The following is a 16,423-nucleotide window of genomic DNA, read 5'->3' as shown; positions in this document are numbered from 1 at the left end:
CTTGACTCGATCCTAGGAGGTTTGAGACGGCCAAAGTGTGGTCTTAAGGCCTAGGTTACATTCAGACAAGGTTATTTCGAAAACGTACTACCCGAACTGTCCAGTTCGAGGTAACTGATGCGTGGTTTGGAGGTTCCGAGGGGCTGCGCCAACTGTCCAGAGGCGCCGGAATGCGCTCCCGAACCGGGGTACTCATGGGGAGATGCACAGGGGAGACCGCGGGAAAACCAGCGCACCAGATGGTTCGCGCGGATAACCGGATCGGTGCATACATTTCACTGGGGAGCGATGCGTAAAACGCACCGCTGCGGCGCTCGCATCAGGAAACATTGACCGGATTTGGTGCTGTTATCAATTCGCCGGTTCTGTAACTGAATAAAAAATCGCTGTACAAAATCGGAAAATAGCCAAAACTCCGAATTCATTCAAAGCAATCGAGAATCAATCTTCATGAGGGCTAAAAATGTTAAGCGACATCCTATTACCAGGTGTAGTTCTCAGGCCCCGTGATCTCTACTTCGAGGCGGAAATACCGAATATCTCGAAAGGGCTGGAGGCCAATGCCACGTATTTCGGCAATGCCGGGTGGGCCCAGGAGTACCTGGACTTCTGCCACCGCGACGCGCACTTCCGAAGCCGGTGGCTCGCCGCGGGCGGCGACTGGACCGGCAAGGTCGTCATCGACCTGGGCTGTGGCCCCGGCAATGTGTTCGCCACGCTGGGCGGCAAGCCCGAGCTGCTGGTGGGTGTCGACGTGGCCGCGGGGTCGCTGGAGCTGGCTTCGCGGCTCGGCTACACGGCGGTGCTGGCCGACGCGGCGCACACGCCGTTCAACTCGGGCGTGGCCGACATCGTGGTGATCAATGCCTCGCTGCACCACTGCGACGACATGGACGCGGTGCTGCGGGAGGGCGCGCGGCTGGTGAAGCCCTACGGCGTGCTCATCACCGACCACGACCCGCAGCTCACGGCCTGGGACTACAAGGGCCTGGCCAAATTCCTCTGGGATGCGCGGCTGTGGGTCTACCGCATGACGCGGCACGGCTTCCACAAGTCGGGCAGCCAGCAGTCGTGGGGCCTGCGCACCGAGATTCACCACCGGCCCGGCGACGGCGTGACGAAGGAGTTCTTCCAGCACACGCTGGAACCGCTGGGCTTCGAGGTCAGCGTGCATCCGCACAACCACCAGATCGGCGCCGATGCGCTGCGAGGCCACGTCGGCCCGGCGCAATGGAAGTACCGCATGGGCAACGCGCTGTCGGGCCGCGACCCGGCGGCGCCCGCCAGCGCGCTGTCGCTGATGTGCATCGCCCGGCGCGGGCCGCAAGAAAGAGCCGCCGCGATGATGTGAGGTTTCGGCGGGCCGGCGACTGCTGGTAGCCTCTGCGGATTATTCGAACGCGCCCCGGCGACTGGGACGCGCCATCAGGTAATCCAGGAAGGACTCCCGCAGTGGTTGTGACAGTCAGGACAGGCCGAGCAGGCCCAGAAGGCAGGGCAGGCAGGGCAGGCAGAGGTTGGCGCGCGTGCATCGCGCTCGTGGCGGCAGTGATGATGGCGGCGTGCTCGACCTCGCCGAAGATGCCCGTGGCGGGCCCCGGCGAGTACGTGGTGCAGCCCGGCGACACGCTCTACCGCATCGCATCGAAGACCGGCCGCTCGACCGGCGACATCGCCCGCTGGAGCAACCTGCAGGACCCCGACAAGCTCGAGGCGGGGCAGGTGCTTCGCATTGCGCCGCCGGGCGGCGCCACGGCCTCGGCGCCACCCGATGTTTCGCCGCCGCCCCGGAGCGCAAGCGCCGAGCGCGCAAGGCCGCCGAGGAACCGCGAGGCCCGCGACCCCGAGCCGGCCACGCCGCCCGCATCGCGCCGCAGCGACTGGGGCTGGCCCGCGCCGGGCCAGGTGATCGCGGGCTTCAACGGCGGCAGCAACAAGGGCGTCGACATCGCGGCCAATCCGGGCGACCCGGTGGTGTCGATGGGCGCGGGCAAGGTGGCCGTGACCGAGATGCTGCGCGGCTACGGCAGCGTGGTCATGATCGACCACGGCGGCTCGTACATGTCGGTCTACACCAATCTGCACACGGTGCAGGTCAAGCAGGGGCAGCGCGTGGAGCGCGGCCAGAAGATCGCCGACCTTGGCGGCGGCGACAGCGGGCGCAGCAAGCTGCACTTCGAGATCCGCTACCGCGGCAACGCGGTCGACCCGCGCCAGTACCTGACCGCGCGCTGACTTTCTCGGCCGATCGGCGCTCTATCTGGCGAAAGGCATCCCCCGAATTGGTGATATCGCCGCGCCCTCGAAATGCGCAGACTCGCCCCCTGTTCTCAGGAAGGGGCGTTCATGGAACTCATGGATTGGATGTTGGTTGCGGTCGGCATCGCCTTGGCGCTGGCGACGCAATGGTTTCTGCTGGCGCAGTTCAGCCGCGACTGGAAGCCGATGCGCGACCAGATCGCCGAACAGGTGACGCAATCGGCCGCCCTGGTCGAAGAGTGCGCGTCGGGCTTCGTTCCGAAAGCCTAGTCGCTCAGCGCCCCTGCCACGCAGGCGGGCGCCCGGCCTCGAAGGCGTCGACGCCTTCCCTGAAATCGCTGCTGCCGTAGCACCGCCGCACCAGGTCGTCGGTGTCGGGCGCGCCCTGGGCCGTGCCGCGGCGCAGCGCCTCCTTGGCAGCGGCCTGCGTCACCGGTGCCAGCGCACCCAGCCGCGCGCACAGCGCGCTCACCGCCGCATCGAGTTCTTCTGCCGCGCAGACCTGTTCGAGGAAGCCGCAGGCGAGCGCTTCGTCCGCGCCGATGATCTGCGCGAGCAGCAGCATGCGCCGCACCGGCTGCAGCCCCCACGCGGCGCGCAGCCGCGCGAAGTTCAGCGACGACAGCGTGTTGCCCAGCGTGCGCGCAATCGGCACGCCGAAACGCGCACCCGGCGTGGCGATGCGAAAGTCGCAGGCCGTCGCAATGGCCAGCCCGCCGCCCACGGCCCAGCCGTCGACGACCGCCAGCGTGGGCATCGGCAGTTGCTCGACGAGGCCGATGCCTGCGTCGATGCGCCGCTCGTAGGCCACGCCGTCATCGCCGCCTTCGAAGTGCTTGAACTGCGCGATGTCCGTGCCCGCGACGAAGGCCTGGCCGCCCGCGCCGCGCATCACCACCACGCGCACCTCGGCGGCGCGCGAGGCGAGCGCCTCGCAGTGCGCCGCCAGCTGCTCGTACATCGCCCAGGTCATCGCGTTGCGCGCGGCGGGGCGATCGAAGGTCAGCGTGGCGATGGGGCCCGCGACGGCGAGTGAAACGGTTCCTTCGGCACTCGCCGGCGAAGTGCGTCCTTCGCCGCGTGCCGGTGAATTGCGTGCTTCGCCGCTCATGCGCCGAACGCTCCCGCCGCAGCCAGCTCGCGCTGTTCCTGCGCCGCAATGCCGAACTCCGCCAGCACCTCGGCCGTGTGCTCGCCGAGCAGCGGCGGCGGGCGGCGCACCTGCTGCGGCGTGCCGCCCATCTTCACTGCGAAGCCGATGTTCGGCACCTTGCCCTCGACGGGGTGGTCGATCTCGATGCGCATCTGGCGGTGCTTGCCGTGCGCGCTCTCGAAGGCCTGCGGGTAGGTGAGGATCGGGCCGGCCGGAATGCCGACGGCCAGCAGCCGCTCGATCCAGTTCTCGCTGGTGTCCTGCGCGAAGCTGCGCTCCAGCGACTCGACCAGCGCGAGGCGGTTGGCCAGGCGCAGCGACACGGTGGAAAAACGCTCTTCGTCGAGCAGGTCGGGCCGCTCGATGACCTTGCACAGCGTCTGCCACAGCTTCTGGTTGGTTGCGCCCATCACGAAGTGCCCGTCGGCCGCCTTCATGGCCTGGTAGGGCGCGCTCATGCGGTTGGCCGTGCCCAGCGGCTCGGGCTCGCGGCCGGTGCCCCAGTACTCGGAGATGTCCCAGACGGAGAACGCCAGCGCCGAGTCGAACAGCGAGGCGTCGACGTACTGGCCGCGCCCCGTGGCCTTGGCACCGATGTACGCGGCGAGCATGCCGTAGGTGGCGAACAGCGCGCAGCCGATGTCGGCCACCGGCACCCCGGCCTTCACCGGCGGGCCGTCGGGGTAGCCGGTGACGCTCATGATCCCGGACATGGCCTGCGCCATCAGGTCGAAGCCAGGGCGCGCCGCCCATGGCCCGGTCTGGCCGAAGCCCGAGATGCTCACGTACACCAGCTTCGGGTTGATGGCGCTCAGCGTCTCGTAGTCGGTGCCCAGCCGTTTCATGACGCCGGGGCGGTAGTTCTCCACCAGGATGTCGGCCTCCTTCACCATGCGGTAGAGCACCTGGCGGCCGCTCTCCGATTTCAGGTCGAGCGTGATGCTGCGCTTGTTGCGGTTCATGTTGAGGAAGCCCATGCTGTCCGAGCCCTTGAGCTTGAAGCCCATGGCGCCGCGCGTCTGGTCGCCGCCTTGCGGCGGCTCGACCTTGACGACGTCCGCGCCCAGGTCGGCCAGCAGCATGCAGGCATAGGGGCCGGCCATGACCTGGCTCACGTCGAGTACGCGAACGCCGGCCAGCGGCAGGGGGCGGGAGGAGGGGGTGTCGCTGTCGCTCATCTGTTCGATCTTTCGGGAGGGGAATTCAAAAAAAATGGCTTCAGGCGTCCGCGCGCACACCCGCGTCCTTGACCACCTTGGCCCACTTCGCGTGTTCGGAGACGATGAAGGCCGCGAACTTCTGCGGACTGCCGCCGGCGTCTTCGGCGCCGAACTCGTCGAGCCGCTGCGCGATGTCGGGCATGGCCAGCACGCGGTTGATGTCCTCGCTCATGCGTTGCACCAGCGGCGCCGGCATGCCGCGCGGACCCACCAGGCCGTACCACGAGGCCGCGTCCAGCCCCGGAAAGCCCGACTCCGCCAGCGTGGGCACGGTGGGGTGGCTGCGCGCGCGCTGCAGCCGCGTCTGCGCGATGGCGATGACCTTGCCCTGCTTCACGAAAGGCGTGGCGGCCGTCATGGTGTCGAAGGCGAAGTCGATCTGGCCGCCGAGCAGGTCGACGATCAGCGCGCTCGAACCCTTGTAGGGCACGTGCACCGCGTCGACCTTGGCCTGCAGCTTGAACATCTCGAAGGCCAGGTGCTGCGCCGAGCCGATGCCCGACGAACCGAAGGACACGCGACCCGGCCGCTGGCGGCACAGCGCCACGATGTCGGGCAGCGTGCGCACCTTCTGCTCGGGGCTGCAGGTGAGCATGTTCGGCGTGACGCCCACCAGCGTGAGCGGCGTGAAGTCCTTGCGCGGGTCGTACCTCACGCCCTGCAGCAGCGCGGGCGCGATGGCATGGCTGTTGACGTGCGCCATCAGCAGCGTGGTGCCGTCGGGCGGTTGCTTGGTCACGTAGTCGGCCGCAATCACGCCGGTGGCGCCGGGCTTGTTCTCGACGATGACGGTGGTGTTCCACAGCACGCCCAGCTTCTGGCCGATGACACGCGCCAGCACGTCGGTGCCGCCGCCGGGCGCGAAGCCCACCACGATCTTCACGGGGCCGGTGGGTGCGCTGGATGCGCCGGATTCGTTGGCGGCGCGCACGAGGGCTGGCGTGGCCAGGGCGGCAAGGGCGCTCGTCGCCGCCAGGGTGAAGCTTCTGCGTTGCATCGGTTGTCTCCGTCGTTGTTTGAGTCCGACGGATGGTGCGCAATGCCCGCACCGGGCGCCATCGCTATTTGGGCGAAGCAGGATTCGCGGTTTGCGTATCCGCGAGCACCCGGGCCACGCCGGCGGCCGCGCGCGAGAGCGTTTCCGGCGCGCGATGGCACAGCACGAACTGCCGGCGCGCCCAGTCGCCGCGAATCGGCAGCCGCGCGAACCGGGCACCGCCGGCCACGTGGCGCGCAATGGCCGCGGGCATCACGCCGATGCCCAGGTTCTGCGCCACCAGCGCGGCAATGCTGTCGAAGCCGCCCACGCGCATGCGCATGCGCAGCAGTTGCCCGGCCTCGTCGGCCAGGCGCTCCAGCATGATCGAGATGGCAGAGCCTTCGCCGAGCGCAATGAGGTCGCAGGCCAGCACGTCGTCCAGCGTCACGTGCCTGCTGCCGGCCAGCGCATGGGCGCGCGCGGTGACCGCCACCAGCTCGTCGCTGCGGTAGGGCAGCGTGGGCAGGTCGATGGCGCCGAGGCTGGCCTCGTAGATGCCGATGTCCACCACGCCGCGGCGCAACGCCTGCTGCACCACCTGGCTGTTCATTTCCTGCAGGTCGATGCGCACGCCGGGGCAGGCCGCGGCGCAGCGCTCGATGTCCGAAGGCATGAACTGGATCACCGCCGACTTCGGTGCCGCCACCCGCACCACGCCCTGCTCGCCGCCGAGGTAGGAGGCCGCGTCGTCCTGCATGCGCAGCACGGTGTGCGTGATGCTGCGGGCATGCGCCAGCATGGCCCGGCCGGCGTCGGTGAGCACCATGCCGTGCGGGCGGCGCTCGAACAGGGCCACGCCGAATTGCGATTCCAGTTCGAGAATGCGGCGCGAGGCCGCGGCCGGCGCCATGTGCAGGCGCTCGGCGCCGCGCGTGACCCCGCCGAGCTCGGCGGTCGCGATGAACAGCTGGACGGTGGTGAGGTCGAAGTGGAGGCGGGAGGTCATGGGCGCCGCCGAGGATATCGGGAGATCCGCGCTTCCCGATACTGCGAGCCCTCTAAGATGCTCGCTGTTTTGAGATGACGTGCAGAAGACGCGAGAGGCAAAGGGAGGGCCACGCATGATTTCTTTGCTCCACACCGCGGACTGGCAGATCGGCCGCGTGTTCTCGCAGTTCGAGCCCGACGACGCCGCGGCGCTGTTCGAGGCGCGCTTCAAGGTGGTCGAGCGGCTGGCCGGCATTGCGGCCGAACGCAAGGTCGATGCCGTGCTGGTCGCGGGCGATGTGTTCGACCTGCAGACCGTGTCCGACAAGACCATCCGGCGCATGTTCAACGCGATGCAGGGCTTTGCCGGCCCGTGGCTGCTGATTCCGGGCAACCACGATTCGGCCTTGAGCGAATCGGTATGGAGCCGGGCCGAACGCCTGGGCGCGATCGCGCCGAACGTGGTCTGCTGCCTCGCGCCGAAGCCGCACACCGTCGCGGGCAAGTTCGTGCTGCTGCCGGCGCCGCTGACGCAGCGCCACACCTACGGCGACCTCACCGACTGGTTTGCCGCGGCCCCCGACGACGCCGGCTTGCCGCGCATCGGCCTGGCGCACGGGTGCGTGCAGGGCATCCTGTCGGAAGACATCGACTCGGCCAATCCCATTGCGGCGGGGCGGGCAGGGGAGGCGAGGCTGGATTACCTGGCGCTGGGCGACTGGCACGGCACGCGGCAGATCGACGAGCGCACCTGGTACGCGGGCACGCCCGAGACCGATCGCTTCCGGGCCAACGATTCGGGGCAGGCGTTGCTGGTGTCCATTGCGGGCGCCGGCGCGCTGCCTGAAGTCGAGACTGTCCGCACGGGGCAGTTCGCGTGGCAGCAACTGGAGCCACGGCTTTCCGTGCTGTCCGACGTCGATGAGCTGGTGGAACGGCTCGATCGAATCGACGGCAACGACGTGCTGCAACTGCGCGCGCATGGCAGCTGCGACCTGGGCGCACATCGCAAGCTGGGCACGGCACTCGAAGCCGCGCGGGCCCGCGCCCGCGCGCTGGTGTGGGACGGCGAGGCACTGCGGCTGGAGCCGACCGAAGAAGACATCCAGGCCCTGCATGCCGACGGCTTCGTCGGCGAGGCCTTGCAGGAACTGCGCGCGCAGCAAGCCGATGCCGATGCGGAACTGGCCCGCGACGCGCTTCTGACGCTGGCCCGCATCCTCGACGCGCAAGGTTCGCGCACGGGAGTCGGCGCATGAAGCTGCAGCGTCTTCGCATCGAGAACTTCAAGCTGTTCCGCGCACCGCTCGAAATTGGCGGCTTCACGGACGGGCTGAACCTGTTCGCGGCGCCCAACGAGTCGGGCAAGTCGACCATCGCGGAGGCGATTCGCGCCGCGTTCTTCGAGCGGCATCGCTCGAGCGCGGTCGAGCATCTGAGGCCGTGGGGCGAAAGCGCGGTCACGCCCACGGTCGAGCTCGATTTCGAACTCGACGGCAAGCCCGTCAAGCTCACCAAGGCCTTCCTCGGCAAGAAGCGCTGCGAGCTCGTCATCGACGGCAAGGCGATGGACGGCGCCGTGGCCGAAGACCACCTGGCGGCGCTGCTGGGTTTTCGCTTTCCGGGCAAGGGCGCGAGCACGCCGGAGCACATGGGCATTCCGGGGCTGCTGTGGATCAAGCAGGGCACTTCGCACGACATTTCGAACGCCGTCGGCTTTGCCAGCGACCATCTGCGCAATGCGCTCGGTGAATCGCTGGGCGAGTTGGCTTCGAGCCAGGGCGATGCGGTGCTGAAGGCGGTCGAGAGCGAACGCAATGAGTTGCTCACGCCGGCGAGCGGCGCGCCGCGCGGCGCCTTTGCGGATGCGCTCAAGCTGCGGACCGAACTCGAGGCCGAGCTGGCGCGGCTGCATGCCGACATCGAGGCGTATCGGTCGGGCGTCGACCGGCTTTCGGGGCTGCGGCGCGAGCATCAGCGTGACGACGCGGCGCGGCCTTGGGTGGCGCTGCGCGAGCAGCTTGTCGTCGCGCAGCAGCGGCTGAGCGACGGCAAGGGGCTGGCCGAGCGGAAGACCGCGCAGGACGCGGCACTCAAGCAGGTCGTGGCGCAGGTCGGCTCCTGGCGCACGCAGCTCCAGGCGATGGAGCGCGAAGAGGCCACGGTCGTGCAGCGCGAGAAGAACCTGCTGACGGTGAAGGACGGGCTGGAGAAGGCGCTGGGCGAGCTGCAAGCCTGGGAGCCGCGCCATGCGGCCGCGGCGCAAGCGGATGCGCGAGCGCGCGACACCTTGCGGCTGGCGCGTCAGGCCGCGTCGCGGATCGCGCAGGAAAAGACCGTCGAAAGCCTGGCCGAGCAGCTTTCTGCATTGGCGCAGAACCTGGCGAAAGCCAAGGGCGAACAGGAGAAAGTCACACGCCTGCAGGCCGACGCGCAATCGCTGGCCGTGCCCGACGGCGAGCTCAAGCGGCTGCAGCGCGGTGCCGACATGCTGCGCACGGCGCAGGCGCGGCTCGATGCGGTGTCGACCGCACTGGCCTTCGAACTGCAACCCGGGGCGCGGGTTCGGGTGGGCGGCGCCGACGTCACCGGCTCGGCGCGGCAGACCGTCATTGCGCGGACCGAGATCGAGATCGAAGGCGTCGGCCGCATCACGGTGCTGCCGGGCGGCGCCGACCTCGAGAGCCTCGGCGTCGAACGCGACCGCGCCCGTGACGAACTGGCTGCGCTGCTGCAAGCGCTGCGCGCGGACAACGTGGCCGCCGTCGAGGAACGTGTGCGGCTGCATGCGCTGCGCAAAGGCGAAGCCAGTGCGGCGGAGGCCGTGCTGTCGGCGCTGGCGCCCAAGGGTCTTGGCGCGCTGGCCGCGGACGTGGCGTTGCGCGAAGCCCGCCTGGCCGAGGCGAAGGAAGTCCTGCAGGCGATGGCTCCGGCGAGCGGCGCGGCCGTGCCATCGGCCGCGCAGGCCGAATCGGAGGAGGGCGCTGCCCGCGGGGCGCTGGAAGCGGCCTCCTCGGCGCTCAACGACGCGAAGGTGCAGGTCGGCCACGCACGCGAACAGGTCAAGGCCGCCGAGGACGAACTCGCCGCGGTGCAGGCGACGCTGGCCGACCCGATGCGCGCCGGCCGCAAGCGCGAAGCCAGCGAAGCACTCACCGATGCACTGGCGCAGCAGTCGGCCATCGAGCAAAAGGTCGGCGAACTCGCGCAGCAGCTGCAGACGGTCAACCTGCCGGTGCTTGCGCAGGACGTCGAGCGGCTCGAACGCAGCGCGCGGCAGGCCGAATCTGCGCACGGCCAGCGGGCCAACGAGATCACGCGGCTCGAAGTCGAACTCGAGACCAAGGGCGCGCTGGGCCAGGAAGAAACCGCGTCGGAGAAGCAACGCGAACTCGAACACGCCGCGCGGCGATGCACGGAGCTCGATCGGCGTGCCAAGGCGCTGGACCACTTGCTGAAGCTGCTGCGCGAAAAGCGCTCGGCACTGGCGCGCCGGCTGCGAGCGCCCTTGCAGAAGCATCTGGACCACTACCTGCAGATTCTTTTCCCGGGCGCGCAGGTCGAGGTCGGCGATGACCTGTCACCGGGGCGCATCACGCGGCAAGGCGTGCGCGGCGTTCAAAGCGGCGCGTTCGAGGAGCTGAGCGTGGGCGCGCGGGAACAAATGGGCGTCGTGGCGCGGCTGGCCTATGCCGACTTGCTGAAGGAAGCCAACAAGCCGACGCTGCTGATCCTGGACGATGCGCTTGTGCACACCGACGAAGAACGACTGGGCCAGATGAAGCGCGTGCTGTACGACGCAGCGACTCGCCACCAGATTCTGATCTTCAGCTGCCACCCGGAAGCCTGGCGCGACCTGGGCGTGGTGGCGCGAAGCATCGCCTGAAACAACACGGCCTTCCATGGGGAAGGCCGGTTTCGGTCATTGCCTTCGGCTCGGCAATCCTTTATTTAACATAATCACCATTGTGTGATTTATCCAGAGTTCCAGCAGGAGCCCCGGACTCACCACTTGCCATCCTTCGGCACAGCCTTTGGCGCATTCGCCCTCGAAGCCGCGGCCGCCGTGATCAACGATGCCGCTTCCGGCCGGTTCGCCTTGTTCGCGAAGTCCACGGCCGTCATGCCCAGCTGGTTCTTCATCGTCGTGTCCGCACCTTCGGCCAGCAGCAGCTTCACGGCTTCGCCCGATCCGTACATCGCGGCCATCATCAGCGGCGTCGAGCCGTTGGGCGATTGCGCGTCGATGAAGGCGTAGTTGTCGAGCAGCACCTTCATGATGGTCAGTTGCCCGCTGGTCGCCGCGTAATGCAGCGGCGTCCAGCCGGTCTTGTTGACGGCCGCATCGCGCTTCAGCAACTGGTTGACCAGCTCCTGCTGGCCCTTGATCGCGGCCAGCATCAGCGGCGTTTCGTCCTTGGCGTTGGCGATGTCGACGTTGGTCTGCGGCGACTCCATCAACACCTGGATGACCTTCGGCGACGGCTCGCGCAGTGCGATCAGCAGGCCGGTCTGGCCGTGTTCGTCGCGCGTGTTCGGATCGAAACCACGCTGCAGCAAGGTGCGCACGCCACTCGCGTTGTCGCCGCGCACGGCACGGAAAAAGTCTTCGAACGAACCCGCATGCGCTGCAAAAGATGCAGCCATGACAACAAGATATATCGATTTCTTAAAGTAGTTTTTCATGATTTGACTTCCCTGAACAGCGTTTCGAAGTTGTCGCTCGTGGCCTTCGCAATGGCTTCCACCGGCATCTTTCTGAGTTCGGCGATCTGCTGTGCCACGAACGGCACATAGGACGGGTTGTTGGTCTTGCCGCGGTACGGCACGGGCGCCAGGTACGGGCTGTCGGTCTCGATCAGCATGCGGTCCAGCGGCACGAAAGCGGCCACGTCGCGCAGGTCCTGGGCCTTCTTGAAGGTCAGGATGCCCGAAAACGAGATGTAGAAACCCAGGTCGAGCGCCGCGCGCGCCACCTCGGCGGTCTCGGTGAAGCAATGGAAAACGCCGCCGGCCGCGCCAGGGGAGCCGTCCTCGCCCTCCTCCTTCAGGATCGCCAGCGTGTCCGCCGACGCCTCGCGCGTATGGATGATCAGCGGCTTGCCCGTCTGCTGCGCCGCGCGAATGTGCACCCGGAAGCGGTCGCGCTGCCACTCCATGTCGGAGATGCTGCGCCCGCCCTTGCGTTCTTCCATCTGGTAGTAGTCGAGGCCGGTTTCACCGATGGCCACCACGCGGGGCCGAGCGGCAAGCCGTACGAGTTCTTCAACGCTCGGTTCGGCGATGTCCTCGTTGTCGGGGTGCACGCCCACGCTGGCCCAGAAGTTGTCGTAGCTGGCGGCCAGCGCCTGGACGTCGTCGAACTCCTCGAGCTTGGTGCAGATGCAAAGGGCCCGGTCGACCTGCGCGGCGGCCATGGCGGCGCGGATCTGCGGCATCTGGTCTGCGAATTCGGGAAACGTGAGGTGGCAGTGGGAGTCTGTGAACATCGGAAATGGCGAGCTGCGACGCTCGCTCCTGTGGGAGATGGCGCCGTCCGCAGAGTTCCGCGTCACCAGGACGGCGGAAAACTCAGATGGTCTGCGTGGGCCGGTCGGAAGCCATCGAGCCGCCCAATGCGGCCTCGATGCGCGCCTTCAACTGGCGCGATTTTTCATCCGACGGAAAGCGGATGCCGACGCCCGGCGCCCGGTTGCCCGCCGCGCGCGCCGGGGTGATCCAGGCGACCTTGCCGGCCACCGGGTAGCGCTGCGGGTCTTCGGGCAGCGTGAGCAGCACGTAGACGTCGTCGCCGAGCCGGTACTCGCGCGAGGTCGGAATGAAGATGCCGCCTTCGGCGAACAGCGGGATGTACGCCGCGTACAGCGCGCCCTTTTCCTTGATGGCGAGCTGGATGACGCTGGGCCGGGCCGGTGTGGCGGCGGCAGGTGAAGGGGCGGCGGGTTGGTTCATGGGCGACGAGCGGCAGAGTTTAGGGTGGTTCGCGCTTCGCTCACAAGCGCTTCCAGCATCAGGCCCGCGTTGAACGGGTGTTCGGCGGTTCTCGCGGCACTCGCGAGCGACTTCGACCAGCGCGCCAGCGCCAGCCGCGACGGGGCCGCCGGCAGGTCGTTGGCCTCGAAAAACCGGGGTTCGGCACCGTTGCCGACCGCCATCAGGTCATGGCAGAGCTTCTGCAGCGCGCTGACGGCCTGGGCCGGCGCGTGGTCCGACAGGGCGCCCACCTCGCCGCGCGTCATGGCCTTGGGCAGCAAGGCCCATGCCTTGGGCGACTGGCCCGAGCGCGCGAGCCGCAAGGCATCGCTCGGCCGGCCGCCCGCGGCGCGCAGCAAGGCCGCGGCATCGGCGGCGGGCACGTCCTGCGCGGCCAGCCAGGCCTCGGCCTCGGCGGTTTCGGGCCACGGCAGCGTGAAACCCAGGCAGCGGCTGCGGATGGTCGGCAGCAGTTGCCACGCGGCCTCGCTGGCCAGCACGAAACGCACGTCGCCGACCGGCTCCTCGAGCGTCTTCAGCAGCGCGTTCGCGGTGATCGTGTTCATGCGCTCGGCGGGGTACACCAGCACCACCTTGCCGCGGCCGCGCGCGCTGGTGCGCTGGGCGAAGCCGACCGCGTCGCGCATCGCCTCGACGCGGATCTCGCGGCTGGCCTTGCGCTTCTTGTCGTCGATGTCGGACTGGGCCTTTTCGTCGAGCGGCCAGCCGAGTTCCTGCATGGCGACCTCCGGCATCAGCACGCACAGGTCGGCATGGGTGCGAACCTCGATGGCGTGGCAGCTCGCGCAATGGCCGCAGGCCGTGCCTTCGGCCGTCGGCTGCTCGCACAGCCAGGCGGAGGCCAGCGCCAGTGCCAGTTCGTACTGGCCGATGCCCGACGGCCCCTGCAGCAGCCACGCATGGCCGCGCTGGCGCAGCAGTTCGGCGAGCGGCTGATGCAGCCAGGGCGACAAGGTCGAAGCGCTCATCGGGCGGCTCCTGCGAAGACGCCGCGCGCCACCAGTGCCGCCTCGACCTGTTGCCAGACCTGGTCGCGTGCCTGGCTCGCATCGATGCGCACGAAGCGCCGTGCATCGGCCGATGCGCGGTCCGCGTAGCCCTGGGCAACGCGCCGGAAGAACTCGACCGGCTGCGCCTCGAACTTGTCGGGCACGCGCGCGCCTGCCAGCCGTTGCGCCGCGATCTCGGGCGCCAGGTCGAACCACAGCGTGACGTCAGGCTGCAGCAGTTGCGAAGCAGGGCGCCCCGCCCTGCCCGCCCTCCCCGCCTGAACCCATTGCTCCAGGGTCGACAGCACGGCGTCGTCGAAACCGCGCCCCGCGCCCTGGTAGGCGAAGGTCGCGTCGGTGAAACGGTCGCACAGCACCACGTCGCCGCGCGCCAGTGCCGGCTCGATGACCTGCACCACATGGTCGCGCCGCGCCGCGAACACCAGCAGCGATTCGGTCAGCGGGTCCATCGGTTGCTCGAGGATCAGCCCGCGCAGCGTCTCGGCCAACGCCGTGCCGCCGGGTTCGCGCGTGCGAACCACCGTGCGGCCCTGGGCCTGGAACAGCGCCTCCAGCGCGTCGAGGTGGCTCGACTTGCCGGCGCCGTCGATGCCTTCCAGCGTCAGGAACAAACCGTTGTCACTCATTGGGTCGCCTTGGGTTTGGTATCTCCACCGCCGCGCTGGAAACGGTTGACCGCGCGGTTGTGGTCGTCGAGCGAGCTGCTGAACTGGCTGGTGCCGTCGCCGCGCGACACAAAGTACAGCGATTTGCTTTGCGCCGGCTGCACCGCCGCCAGCAGCGCGGCCTTGCCGGGCATGGAAATGGGCGTGGGCGGCAGGCCGCCGCGCGTGTAGGTGTTCCAGGGCGTGTCGGCCTGCAGGTCTTTCTTGCGCAGGTTGCCGTCGAAGGCCGTGCCCATGCCGTAGATCACCGTCGGGTCGGTCTGCAGCGGCATGCCGATGCGCAGGCGATTGGTGAACACGGACGCGATTTCCGCGCGGTCGTTGGCCTTGCCTGTCTCCTTTTCGACAATGCTGGCCAAGATAAGCGCCTCATCGGCTGATTTCAGCGGCAAGTCGGAGGCGCGGGCGGCCCAGGCGGCCTCCAGCTTCTTGTCCATGGCCCGCATTGCGCGCTGCAGCAGCGCCACGTCGGTCGAGCCCTTCGAATAGGTGTAGGTGTCCGGGAAGAAGCGCCCTTCCGGGTGCAGCCCGGGCTTGCCGAGCTTGGCCATCAGCGCGTCGTCGGTCATGCCCACGCTGTCGGGCTTGAGCTGGTCGGCCTTGGCGAGCGCGGCGCGCACCTGGCGGATGTTCCAGCCCTCGACCAGCACCAGGCTGCGCGTGGCTTCCTCGCCACGCACCAGCACGTTGAGCAGCATCTTGGGCGTGACGCCGCGTTCCAGCTCGTAGCTGCCGGCGCGCATCTGGCGGTCTTGCCCCGACACGCGGAACCACAGGTAGAGCAGCTGCGGCTGCACGTCGACACCGGTGTCGGCCACGGCCTGGGCGATGCCGCGCGGCGTGGTGCCGGGCTCGACCGACAGGTCGACGCTGGGCGCGGGCAGCTTGAGCGGCTGGTGCACCCACCAGAGACCGCCGGCGCCGAGCGCGAGCGCAACCAGGGCGGCGAGCAGGAAGAGCGTGAGGAAGAAGCTGCGCACGGGGCCGATGTGGGGAAACGAGGGAAGACGAGGGAAGAACGGAAAGGGAAAACGCCGCGGACGGTGAAAAAAACGGTGGCCCCGGGGGCTGCAAGGACGGAGTCCCTGCCGCCCCGAAGGAACAGGCCCGGCCATGATAATTCAGCGATGACCACTGTCGTTCTCAATGGCGTCACCGCGCCCTCCCTGTCCGCCCCGTCCGGCCACCTCGGCGTGATTCGTGCCGAGGGCCCCGACGCCGCGAGCTTCCTGCACGGGCAGCTCACGCAGGACTTCTCGCTGATGGGCGACACCGACGCCCGGCTTGCCGCGCTGTGCACCGCCAAGGGCCGTGTGATCGCAAGTTTCATCGGCATCAAGCCGCAACCCGAGCTGATTTTGCTGGTCTGCAGCCGCGACATCCTGGCCTCGACGCTCAAGCGGCTGCAGATGTATGTGCTGCGCGCCAAGGTCAAGCTGACCGACGCCACCGAGCAGTTCGCGCTGTACGGCCTGGCCGGCACCGCCCTCACCGCCAACGGCCTCGACGCCGCCACCCCGCCCGGCAAGCGCACGGCCGCAGGCAGCGACGTGAGCGTGGTGTCGCTCTACCCGGCCGACGGCGTGCCCCGCGCGCTGTGGATCGCCCCCGCCGACCAGCCCGCCCCCGTGGGCACTGCGCTCGACGCGGGCCTGTGGCAATGGAGCGAGGTGCGCAGCGGCATCGTCACGCTGACCACGCCCGTCATCGACGCCTTCGTGCCGCAGATGATCAACTTCGAGTCGGTCGGCGGCGTGAACTTCAAGAAGGGCTGCTACCCCGGCCAGGAAGTGGTGGCGCGCAGCCAGTTCCGCGGCACGCTCAAGCGTCGCACCTACCTCGTGCAGGCCGACGCACCCGTCTCCGCCGGCCAGGAAGTCTTTGCCGCCAGCGACGCCGAGCAACCCGTGGGCACCGTGGCGCAGGCCGCCTCCGCGCCCGGTGGCGGCTGGGCCGCCCTCATCTCGATGCAGATTTCCGCGCTCGAAGCCGGCGGGCTGCATGCCGGCGCGGCCGACGGGCCGGCGCTCACCGTCGAGCCGCTGCCCTACGCGCTGCTCGAAGACATCTGAGCTGAAACCGTTGCCCCCAAGACGCCCGTTCATCGGGCGTTTGGCGCTATCGAACAGATAGCGCCATTTTTTCGCGTGTCGTTT

Annotated in this window: 16 protein-coding genes; 6 read left to right on the top strand and 10 right to left on the bottom strand. The window is 68.5% G+C overall.

Annotated elements, in window-relative coordinates; translation table 11 throughout:
- Nucleotides 1-463 precede the first annotated feature (463 nt).
- The 3 genes from BM013_RS01450 (at nt 464) to BM013_RS01440 (ending at nt 2,529) form a co-directional block, all read left to right on the top strand.
- On the top strand, nt 464-1,351 hold the full coding sequence (locus tag BM013_RS01450; protein ID WP_093121901.1) for a class I SAM-dependent methyltransferase: 888 nt from the start codon (nt 464-466) through the stop codon (nt 1,349-1,351).
- 188 nt (nt 1,352-1,539) lie between these two features.
- Nucleotides 1,540-2,235, top strand: coding sequence for a peptidoglycan DD-metalloendopeptidase family protein (locus tag BM013_RS01445; protein WP_256221351.1), 696 nt, complete (start codon nt 1,540-1,542; stop codon nt 2,233-2,235).
- A gap of 111 nt (nt 2,236-2,346) precedes the next feature.
- The gene (locus BM013_RS01440) at nt 2,347-2,529 is read left to right on the top strand and encodes a hypothetical protein (protein ID WP_093121899.1); all 183 of its coding nucleotides are present in this window, start codon (nt 2,347-2,349) and stop codon (nt 2,527-2,529) included.
- 4 nt (nt 2,530-2,533) lie between these two features.
- On the opposite strand, the gene BM013_RS01435 is transcribed toward BM013_RS01440, so the two are convergent.
- The 4 genes from BM013_RS01435 to BM013_RS01420 form a co-directional block, all read right to left on the bottom strand.
- Nucleotides 2,534-3,370, bottom strand: a complete 837-nt coding sequence (locus BM013_RS01435; RefSeq protein ID WP_093121896.1) for an enoyl-CoA hydratase/isomerase family protein — start codon at nt 3,368-3,370, stop codon at nt 2,534-2,536.
- Nucleotides 3,367-4,590, bottom strand: a complete 1,224-nt coding sequence (locus BM013_RS01430; protein ID WP_093121894.1) for a CaiB/BaiF CoA transferase family protein — start codon at nt 4,588-4,590, stop codon at nt 3,367-3,369. Before BM013_RS01430 ends, BM013_RS01435 begins: the two co-directional genes overlap by 4 nt.
- Before the next feature lie 40 nt (nt 4,591-4,630).
- Nucleotides 4,631-5,629 (bottom strand): tripartite tricarboxylate transporter substrate binding protein, encoded by a 999-nt coding sequence (locus BM013_RS01425; RefSeq protein ID WP_093121891.1) that lies wholly within the window; start codon nt 5,627-5,629, stop codon nt 4,631-4,633.
- 64 nt (nt 5,630-5,693) lie between these two features.
- Entirely contained in the window at nt 5,694-6,617 is a 924-nt protein-coding gene (locus BM013_RS01420; RefSeq protein ID WP_093121889.1) for a LysR family transcriptional regulator, read from the bottom strand.
- A gap of 115 nt (nt 6,618-6,732) precedes the next feature.
- Between BM013_RS01420 and BM013_RS01415 the strand changes: the two genes are divergently transcribed.
- Both BM013_RS01415 and BM013_RS01410 read left to right on the top strand, forming a co-directional pair.
- Complete coding sequence (locus BM013_RS01415) at nt 6,733-7,857, top strand: metallophosphoesterase family protein (protein WP_093121886.1); 1,125 nt, start codon at nt 6,733-6,735, stop codon at nt 7,855-7,857.
- The gene (locus BM013_RS01410; protein ID WP_093121883.1) at nt 7,854-10,484 is read left to right on the top strand and encodes an AAA family ATPase; all 2,631 of its coding nucleotides are present in this window, start codon (nt 7,854-7,856) and stop codon (nt 10,482-10,484) included. The genes BM013_RS01415 and BM013_RS01410 overlap by 4 nt, the downstream gene beginning before the upstream one ends.
- A gap of 119 nt (nt 10,485-10,603) precedes the next feature.
- Here BM013_RS01410 and BM013_RS01405 read toward each other — a convergent pair whose 3' ends face one another.
- From BM013_RS01405 to mltG, 6 genes are all read right to left on the bottom strand, one after another.
- Nucleotides 10,604-11,284: an ankyrin repeat domain-containing protein gene (locus BM013_RS01405; protein ID WP_093121881.1), complete on the bottom strand. Its 681-nt coding sequence runs from the start codon at nt 11,282-11,284 to the stop codon at nt 10,604-10,606.
- On the bottom strand, nt 11,281-12,087 hold the full coding sequence (locus BM013_RS01400) for a TatD family hydrolase (RefSeq protein WP_093121877.1): 807 nt from the start codon (nt 12,085-12,087) through the stop codon (nt 11,281-11,283). The genes BM013_RS01405 and BM013_RS01400 overlap by 4 nt, the downstream gene beginning before the upstream one ends.
- An 82-nt stretch (nt 12,088-12,169) precedes the next feature.
- Nucleotides 12,170-12,550, bottom strand: coding sequence for a PilZ domain-containing protein (locus BM013_RS01395; RefSeq protein ID WP_093121875.1), 381 nt, complete (start codon nt 12,548-12,550; stop codon nt 12,170-12,172).
- Nucleotides 12,547-13,560 (bottom strand): DNA polymerase III subunit delta', encoded by a 1,014-nt coding sequence (locus BM013_RS01390; RefSeq protein ID WP_093121872.1) that lies wholly within the window; start codon nt 13,558-13,560, stop codon nt 12,547-12,549. The genes BM013_RS01395 and BM013_RS01390 overlap by 4 nt, the downstream gene beginning before the upstream one ends.
- A complete protein-coding gene (gene tmk / locus BM013_RS01385; protein WP_093121870.1) occupies nt 13,557-14,228 on the bottom strand; it encodes a dTMP kinase in 672 nt (223 codons plus the stop codon). Before tmk ends, BM013_RS01390 begins: the two co-directional genes overlap by 4 nt.
- Nucleotides 14,225-15,247, bottom strand: a complete 1,023-nt coding sequence (gene mltG, locus BM013_RS01380) for an endolytic transglycosylase MltG (protein ID WP_093121868.1) — start codon at nt 15,245-15,247, stop codon at nt 14,225-14,227. Before mltG ends, tmk begins: the two co-directional genes overlap by 4 nt.
- A 147-nt stretch (nt 15,248-15,394) precedes the next feature.
- On the opposite strand from mltG, the gene BM013_RS01375 reads away from it, so the two are divergent.
- The gene (locus BM013_RS01375; RefSeq protein ID WP_093121865.1) at nt 15,395-16,339 is read left to right on the top strand and encodes a CAF17-like 4Fe-4S cluster assembly/insertion protein YgfZ; all 945 of its coding nucleotides are present in this window, start codon (nt 15,395-15,397) and stop codon (nt 16,337-16,339) included.
- Nucleotides 16,340-16,423 lie beyond the last annotated feature (84 nt).

This window comes from Variovorax sp. OK605, assembly GCF_900115445.1.
GTDB lineage: Bacteria > Pseudomonadota > Gammaproteobacteria > Burkholderiales > Burkholderiaceae_C > Variovorax.
The sequence above is the reverse complement of the archived record's forward strand: the minus strand, read 5'-3'. Positions and strand labels throughout refer to the sequence as shown.

What these genes read in the sequence shown, in the direction of transcription:
- BM013_RS01450 (WP_093121901.1), top strand. Translation starts at nt 464, where the DNA reads ATGTTAAGCGACATCCTATTACCAGGTGTAGTTCTCAGGCCCCGTGAT.
- BM013_RS01440 (WP_093121899.1), top strand. Translation starts at nt 2,347, where the DNA reads ATGGAACTCATGGATTGGATGTTGGTTGCGGTCGGCATCGCCTTGGCG.
- BM013_RS01435 (WP_093121896.1), bottom strand. Translation starts at nt 3,370, where the DNA reads ATGAGCGGCGAAGCACGCAATTCACCGGCACGCGGCGAAGGACGCACT.
- BM013_RS01430 (WP_093121894.1), bottom strand. Translation starts at nt 4,590, where the DNA reads ATGAGCGACAGCGACACCCCCTCCTCCCGCCCCCTGCCGCTGGCCGGC.
- BM013_RS01425 (WP_093121891.1), bottom strand. Translation starts at nt 5,629, where the DNA reads ATGCAACGCAGAAGCTTCACCCTGGCGGCGACGAGCGCCCTTGCCGCC.
- BM013_RS01420 (WP_093121889.1), bottom strand. Translation starts at nt 6,617, where the DNA reads ATGACCTCCCGCCTCCACTTCGACCTCACCACCGTCCAGCTGTTCATC.
- BM013_RS01415 (WP_093121886.1), top strand. Translation starts at nt 6,733, where the DNA reads ATGATTTCTTTGCTCCACACCGCGGACTGGCAGATCGGCCGCGTGTTC.
- BM013_RS01410 (WP_093121883.1), top strand. Translation starts at nt 7,854, where the DNA reads ATGAAGCTGCAGCGTCTTCGCATCGAGAACTTCAAGCTGTTCCGCGCA.
- BM013_RS01405 (WP_093121881.1), bottom strand. Translation starts at nt 11,284, where the DNA reads ATGAAAAACTACTTTAAGAAATCGATATATCTTGTTGTCATGGCTGCA.
- BM013_RS01400 (WP_093121877.1), bottom strand. Translation starts at nt 12,087, where the DNA reads ATGTTCACAGACTCCCACTGCCACCTCACGTTTCCCGAATTCGCAGAC.
- BM013_RS01395 (WP_093121875.1), bottom strand. Translation starts at nt 12,550, where the DNA reads ATGAACCAACCCGCCGCCCCTTCACCTGCCGCCGCCACACCGGCCCGG.
- BM013_RS01390 (WP_093121872.1), bottom strand. Translation starts at nt 13,560, where the DNA reads ATGAGCGCTTCGACCTTGTCGCCCTGGCTGCATCAGCCGCTCGCCGAA.
- tmk (WP_093121870.1), bottom strand. Translation starts at nt 14,228, where the DNA reads ATGAGTGACAACGGTTTGTTCCTGACGCTGGAAGGCATCGACGGCGCC.
- BM013_RS01375 (WP_093121865.1), top strand. Translation starts at nt 15,395, where the DNA reads ATGACCACTGTCGTTCTCAATGGCGTCACCGCGCCCTCCCTGTCCGCC.